Genomic DNA, 6,847 nt, shown 5'->3' with positions numbered 1-6,847 from the left:
CGCCGCGTCTGTTTCAGAAACCAAGCCGGCCAAGCTGTTTGGGATCGCTCTGCCAATTCTTGGCGACCTTCACGCGCAGGTCCAGGTAGATCTTGGTGCCGAGCAACTTCTCGATTTGGCCGCGCGCCGCCGTACCCACCTGGCGCAGCCGGGTCCCACCCTTGCCGATGATGATGCCCTTCTGGCTGTCGCGCTCGACGTAAAGCAACGCGTGCACGTCGATCAGGTCGTCGCGGTCCGCGCGGGGACTCACCTCGTCGATGACGACCGCCAGCGAATGCGGCAGCTCGTCGCGAACGCCCTCGAGGGCGGCCTCGCGGATGAGCTCGGCCATCAGGACTTCCTCGGGTTCGTCGGTCAGTTCCCCGTCGGGGTAGTACGCCGGGCCGGCCGGCAACGCCGCGGCCAGCACGTCGATCAGCACGTCCACCTGAGCACCGGTGGCGGCCGACACGGGGACGATCTCGGCCGAGTCGCCGACCAGTTCACTGACCGCGACCAGCTGCGCGGCCACCCGATCTTTGGGCACCTTGTCGATCTTGGTGACGATGGCGACCAAGGTCGTTTTCGGTGCGGTCGAACGGATTTGGTCGACGATCCACCTGTCCCCCGGACCGATCGCCTCGTCGGCCGGGATGCACAGGCCGATCACGTCGACTTCGGCGTAGGTGTCGCGCACCAGGTCGTTGAGCCGCTTGCCGAGCAGTGTCCGCGGCCGGTGCAGGCCCGGCGTGTCCACCAGGATGATCTGAAAGTTCTCCCGGTGCACGATGCCGCGAATGGTGTGGCGGGTGGTCTGCGGCCGCGTCGAGGTGATCGCCACCTTGGAGCCGACGAGCGCGTTCGTCAGCGTCGACTTGCCGGTGTTCGGCCTGCCGACCAAACACACGAAACCGGAATGGAATTCGGTCATCTCGCCGACCTTGCACCCGTGGCTGGCCGCGGGCCGCACGTTCGCGGTGGGCGGACGTTCGACGTCACGAGGGGCTCTCCCCGTCCGAGCCGTTGGACTCGGGCTCGACCGGGCTCAGCAGGACCGTGCCGATGCGAACGCGTCCCCGGTGGTCGGTGCCGCCTTCGGCCTGGAGCCGCAGGCCATGCGAGACCACCTCGGCCCCGGGCAACGGAACCCGGCCCAGCTCCAGGGCCAGCAGGCCGCCCACGGTGTCGACGTCGAGATCGTCGTCGAAGTCCACCCCGTAAAGCTCGCCGAGATCTTCGATCGGCAGCCGCGCCGAGACGCGAAACCGTTTGTCGCCCAGGTCTTCTACCGGCGCCGTCTCGGCCTGGTCGTATTCGTCGGCGATCTCGCCGACGATCTCCTCCAGCACGTCCTCGATGGTCACCAGGCCGGCTATCGCGCCGTACTCGTCGACCAACAGGGCCATGTGGTTGCGGTCGCGCTGCATCTCGCGCAGCAGCGTATCCAGCGGCTTGGAGTCCGGCACGAACACCGCCGGACGCATCACCTGTGCCACGGTGATGCCCCGGCCGCCGTCACCCGAGAGAAAGCTCTGCTGGACAAGGTCTTTCAGGTAGACGACCCCGACAATGTCGTCGACGTTCTCCCCGATCACCGGAAGACGCGAGTGCCCGCTGCGCACCGCCAGGTTCAACGCCTGACTGGCCAGCTTGTCGCTTTCGATCCAGATCATTTCGGTGCGCGGCACCATGACCTCGCGGGCCGGGGTGTCGCCGAGTTCGAAGACCGACTCGATCATCCGGCGCTCGTCGGCGGCGACCACGCCGCGCTGCTGGGCCAGGTCGACGACTTCGCGTAGCTCGATCTCGGACGCGAACGGCCCGTTGCGCAAGCCGCGGCCGGGCGTCAGCGCATTACCCAGGACGACCAGCAGCCGGCTGAGCGGCATCAACAACCACGAGATGAGCCGCAGCGGAACGGCTGTCGTCAACGAGATGGAGTACGCGTGCTGACGGCCGAGGGTGCGCGGGCCCACCCCGATGACCACGAAACTGATGACCACCATGGTGGCCGCCGCACCGAACAGCGCCCAGGTGAGACCGAAGTTGTCGTACAGAAACAGCACCAGCAGCACGGTGGCCGTGATCTCGCACGTGATCCGCAGCAGGACGACCAGGTTGATGTAACGCGGCCGCTCGGCCATCACCTCGGCCAGCGACACGGCGCCGGGCCGCTCCTCGCGCACGAGCTCCTGGACCCGGGCCAGCGACACCGTGCTGATGGCCGCGTCGATCGCGGCGAACAGCCCGCCGATAGCGATCAGCGCCATCGCGCCGAGCAGCCAGGACAGACCGGTCAATTGCCGGAAGACCTCGATGCGGTGACCGGCTCCACGTCGTCGTCGCTCCGCTTTCGGTTGAGGGCCCAGGCCCCAAGGCACACCACGACCCCCAATGCCCCATAGCCCAGCGCCGAGGGCCACCAGGGCTGGGCGGGTTGGGCCGGATCCTCGTGCGGGCGGACCGCGAGCACCACCAGGAAGCTGCCGTCGTCGGTGGGTCCGGCGTGCGGCAGCGACTGGGTCTTGGTGACGCTGATCTGGCTGCTGCTGCTGCTGCTGGAGTCGTTGGTCTGGCCCCAGGCCAACGTGGAGTCGTCGAGCAGGAAGAGGTCTTGGCTACCCCCGGGTTGGCTCTCGTCCCGGCCCACCACCGACACCTGGCCGACCTCCAGCGTCTGGTTGGCGGCGGGCACGGAGACCAAGACGTTCTGGTAGAGCTTCGGCGGCTCGGGTGGCTTGTAGTCCGGCGGCGGCGGGCCGTTGAAACCGTCCGGCGGTACCGAGCCCCCGCCGTAGAAGCTGCCCGAGACCACCCAGCCGTCACCGACCGCCGTGAAGGGGACGACGCCGACGGTGGCGGCGTCGAGCACGATCCGGGCGCCGGGCGGCACGTACGCCTCCCGGTCGGCGCCGCCGTAGGAGTAGCGGAACGTCATCGCCTGGTTCAGCGGGTTGTACAGGGCCGGGCGGCGGAAGGCGTCGTCGTAGTCGACGTAGTCCCAGTGCCGGGGCCGGACCAGCCGCTGGTTGTCGACCTTCAGGACGTCGACGTTCTCCCGGTGGGTGCTGACGACGTTCTGCACCCGCTGGTTGAAGTCGACCTGCTTCGGCGGTTTCGGCGGGTCGGCGGGATTGACGCGCGTCGGCGGTGCGGCCTTGGCCGCCGCGACCGCCTGGGCGGGAACATCGAGCCCCCGGGGCGGAGCCACCACCGAGACGTTCCTCGACGCGTCGGGGCCCGGCGGATTGATCGTCGGAAGGGCGTTCGCGGGCGGCAGGTTCGGCGGAGGGATGAGCGGTGGAGCCTGCACCGGAACGGTGCTCGGCGGCACGTACGCGGGCACCTCCGGAATCTGCACCGGGCTCGGCGGCGGCTGAACCCGGCGGGGCGGCGCGTCCTGGGAGCACACGTTGGAGGTGTGATACTGCGCAACCAGGTACTGGCACCAGTTGCAGCTGGTCGGGTTGGACCCGCCGCCGGCGCACGGGGCCGCCTCGGCGACGCCGATCGTGGTGGCCACCACCGAGATCGGTGCCAGGGCGACGGCGGCCGCGGCCGCGATCCCGAGTGCTTTTAGTCGGCTCAATTGTCGAAATACCTTGACTTGTCCAGCAATTGACGGTCCCGCTCCTGCTGGCGATCTTGTTGGTAGGCCTGGACCTGCTCGGCGACCCACTCTTCGAGCAATCGGTCCTGCAGGGCGAACATCTCTTTTTCCTCGTCCGGTTCGCCGTGGTCGTAGCCCAGCAGGTGCAGCACGCCGTGGATGGTCAACAGCGCCAGCTCATGGCCCAGGGTGTGGCCCGCCGCGTCGGCCTGCCCGGCCGCGAATTCGGGGCACAGCACGATGTCACCCAGCATCGACGGCCCCGGCTCCGGGGCATCCGGCCGGCCCCCCGGCTCCAACTCGTCCATCGGGAAGCTCATCACGTCCGTCGGCCCGGGCAGGTCCATCCAGCGCATGTGCAGGTCGGCCATCGCCGCGGTGTCCAGCAGCACCATCGACAGCTCTGCGGCGGGGTTGACGTCCATCTTGGCGATGACAAACCGCGCGACGCTGATCAATTCGGTTTCGGAAACGTCGACGCCCGACTCGTTGGAGACCTCGATGCTCATAGGACGCCCATCAACCAGTCACAGCCTTCATCACCGGCGCCCGCGGGAGCCTGAGGCCCGCCGGGCCGCCCGGTTGGTCGCCAACCCGGGCTCTTCGAATTTCGCGTAGGCGTCCACGATTTCGGAGACCAGCCGGTGGCGCACCACGTCGGCACTGGTCAGTTCCGCGATGTGAATGTCCTCCACGCTGTCGAGGATCTCGATCGCCGAGCGCAGGCCCGACCTGGCGCCACCGGGCAGGTCCACCTGGGTGATGTCGCCCGTGATCACCATCTTCGAGCCGAAGCCGAGCCGGGTGAGGAACATCTTCATCTGCTCGGCGGTGGTGTTCTGCGCCTCGTCGAGGACGATGAACGCCGAATTCAGGGTGCGACCGCGCATGTAGGCCAGCGGCGCCACCTCGATGACCCCGGCCGACATCAACTTCGGGATCAGCTCGGGATCCATCATGTCGTAGAGCGCGTCATACAGCGGCCGCAGGTAAGGGTCGATCTTCTCGCTCAGTGTGCCCGGCAGAAAGCCAAGGCGCTCACCGGCTTCCACCGCCGGCCGGGTGAGGATGATGCGGTTCACCTGTTTGGTTTGCAGCGCGCTGACCGCCTTGGCCATCGCCAGATACGTCTTGCCGGTGCCGGCCGGGCCGACCCCGAAGACGATGGTGTTGGCGTCGATCGCGTCGACGTAGCGCTTCTGGTTGAGCGTCTTGGGCCGGATCGTCTTGCCGCGCCGCGACAGGATGTCCAGGGTGAGCACTTCGGCCGGCGATTCGTTGTCGGTGCCGGTCAGCATGGCGACGCTGTGGCGGACCACCTCCGGCGTCAGCGGCTGTCCGTTGGCGACGATCGCGACCAGCTCGGAGATCGCCCGCTCGGCGAGCGCGACGTCGGCCGGCTCGCCCGAGACGGTCATAGCGTTGCCGCGCACATGCAGATCGGCGTTCAGGCTGCGCTCCAGCGCGCGGAGGTTTTCGTCCGCCGAGCCCAACAAGCCGACGACGACATCGGGCGGAACATCGATGCTGCTGCGTACTTGGGCGTTGGCCTGGAGGCCTCCGGCTGCCTCAACAGCGCTGGTCTCGCGGGGCGTCACGTGGCTCTCGATGCCTGCTTTCTCGGTTTGTCGGTGGTTTGCTCGGCTGCCTAAGTCTACGCCGGGGCCACTCGTTGGTCAGCCTTCAGCCGCCATTCGCCGGCCGGGCGTCGGCCACCGCCCCGGCCCGCCACCCCCGGTCATATCCAGCGGACCCCATGGTGGCGGGCGCGCAAAACTACAGGTTCGACGCGGTATCCCACCGCGGGGTGAGCACGCCGAGCGCGCCGAGCGCCACCGCCGCGGTTGTCGAGGTCCGCAGCACCTGGGGGCCCAGCCGCACCGCCAGCGCGCCCGCCTCGGTCAACGCGGCGATCTCGTCTTGCGCGATGCCGCCCTCGGGACCCACCACAAGGAGCAGCGAAGCCGCACCCGCGATATCGGCGTGGGCGAGCGGGTCGGCGGCCGACTCGTGCAACGCCAGGACCACCCCTGCCGCGCGCAGCTCGTCGCGAACCCGCTCGACCAGCGCCGCGGTGGACAGGACGCCGTCGACGGGCGGGATGTGCGCCCGACGCGACTGCCGGGCCGCCGAACGGGCGACGGCGCGCCAACGGCGCAGGCCCTTGTCCACGCGGGCACCCTGCCAACTGGCCACACACCGGGCCGCCTGCCAGGCCAGGAATGCGTCGGCGCCGGCTTCGGTGGCCAGTTCGATGGCCAGCTCCGAGCGCTCCGACTTCGGCAACGCCTGGACCACGGTGACGGGCGGCTGCCCGGCCGCGACACTCCAGCGCTTCAGCACCCGGGCGCGCAAGCCGTCGCGACCGGCGTGCTCGACCTCGCAGTGCGCCAGCCCGCCGGCGCCGTCGCCGAGGACCAGTTGCTCGCCGGGGCGGATGCGCCGCACGGTGGCGGCGTGAAATCCCTCGTCACCGTCGACCACGGCCAACGAACCGACGTCGGGCAGTGCGTCGACGTAGAAGAGGGTCGCGACCATCGCGTTGCTCCTAACGTCGACGAGTGTGGGGGTTACGCACGAAGACCACCCCGAATTCGTCCATAGACACCACGCTCGGCGAAGGGAGGCGGCTAGCGCCCGGTGAAGGTCTCGCGCAGCCGGCTGAACAGGCCGCCGCCGGCGTGCGTCGAGCGGACCTCGGGCACGTCGCGGCTGCGCCGGGCCTTCAGCTCACGCAACAGTTCGGTGTCGTGGTGGTCCAGCCGGGTGGGCACCACCACCTCGACGTGGACGTGCAGGTCGCCACGGGTGCCCGACCGCAGGTGCGGCATCCCGCGCCCCCGCAGCGTGATGACCGAATTCGGTTGCGTGCCAGGCGGAACGGTGACCTCGCTGATGCCGTCCAGGATGGCGTCGATCGTGACCGTGGCGCCCAGCGCGGCGTCGATCATGGGCACCGACACCGTGCAGTGCAGGTCGTCGCCCTCGCGGACGAAGACGTCGTGGGCCTGCTCGTGCACCTCGACGTACAGGTCGCCGGCCGGCCCTCCCCCGGGTCCGACCTCGCCCTGGGCGGCGAGCCGAACCCGCATCCCGTCGCCGACCCCGGCGGGGATCTTCACGCTGATCTCCCGGCGGGCGCGGACCCGGCCGTCACCCATGCACTGGTGGCAGGGATCGGGGATGACGACGCCGACGCCGCGGCAGGTGGGGCACGGCCGGGAGGTCATCACCTGGCCGAGCAGCGACCGCTGC

Annotated in this window: 7 protein-coding genes; all 7 read right to left on the bottom strand. The window is 69.2% G+C overall.

Annotated features, from left to right (window positions below; all coding sequences use genetic code 11):
- Positions 1-13: 13 nt before the first annotated feature.
- Positions 14-913 (bottom strand): GTPase Era, encoded by a 900-nt coding sequence (gene era, locus A9X03_RS19350; RefSeq protein ID WP_067748552.1) that lies wholly within the window; start codon positions 911-913, stop codon positions 14-16.
- 64 nt (positions 914-977) lie between these two features.
- Positions 978-2,282 carry a hemolysin family protein gene (locus tag A9X03_RS19345; RefSeq protein ID WP_067785057.1) on the bottom strand — a complete coding sequence of 435 codons (1,305 nt, stop codon included), beginning with the start codon at positions 2,280-2,282 and terminating at the stop codon, positions 978-980.
- The gene (locus tag A9X03_RS19340) at positions 2,279-3,571 is read right to left on the bottom strand and encodes a hypothetical protein (protein WP_068262481.1); all 1,293 of its coding nucleotides are present in this window, start codon (positions 3,569-3,571) and stop codon (positions 2,279-2,281) included. The genes A9X03_RS19345 and A9X03_RS19340 overlap by 4 nt, the downstream gene beginning before the upstream one ends.
- Positions 3,568-4,101, bottom strand: a complete 534-nt coding sequence (gene ybeY, locus A9X03_RS19335; RefSeq protein WP_067748409.1) for an rRNA maturation RNase YbeY — start codon at positions 4,099-4,101, stop codon at positions 3,568-3,570. Before ybeY ends, A9X03_RS19340 begins: the two co-directional genes overlap by 4 nt.
- A gap of 30 nt (positions 4,102-4,131) precedes the next feature.
- A complete protein-coding gene (locus tag A9X03_RS19330; RefSeq protein ID WP_067785050.1) occupies positions 4,132-5,190 on the bottom strand; it encodes a PhoH family protein in 1,059 nt (352 codons plus the stop codon).
- A 178-nt stretch (positions 5,191-5,368) separates the two neighbouring features.
- On the bottom strand, positions 5,369-6,130 hold the full coding sequence (locus A9X03_RS19325; RefSeq protein WP_067887432.1) for a 16S rRNA (uracil(1498)-N(3))-methyltransferase: 762 nt from the start codon (positions 6,128-6,130) through the stop codon (positions 5,369-5,371).
- A gap of 92 nt (positions 6,131-6,222) precedes the next feature.
- Positions 6,223-6,847, bottom strand: a 625-nt coding sequence (locus A9X03_RS19320) for a DnaJ C-terminal domain-containing protein (RefSeq protein WP_304528482.1), incomplete at its 5' end; no start/stop codon positions are given.

Origin of the sequence: Mycobacterium sp. E1715 (assembly GCF_001667625.1) — a bacterium.
Lineage (GTDB): Bacteria > Actinomycetota > Actinomycetes > Mycobacteriales > Mycobacteriaceae > Mycobacterium.
This window is presented reverse-complemented; position numbering and strand designations above follow the sequence as displayed.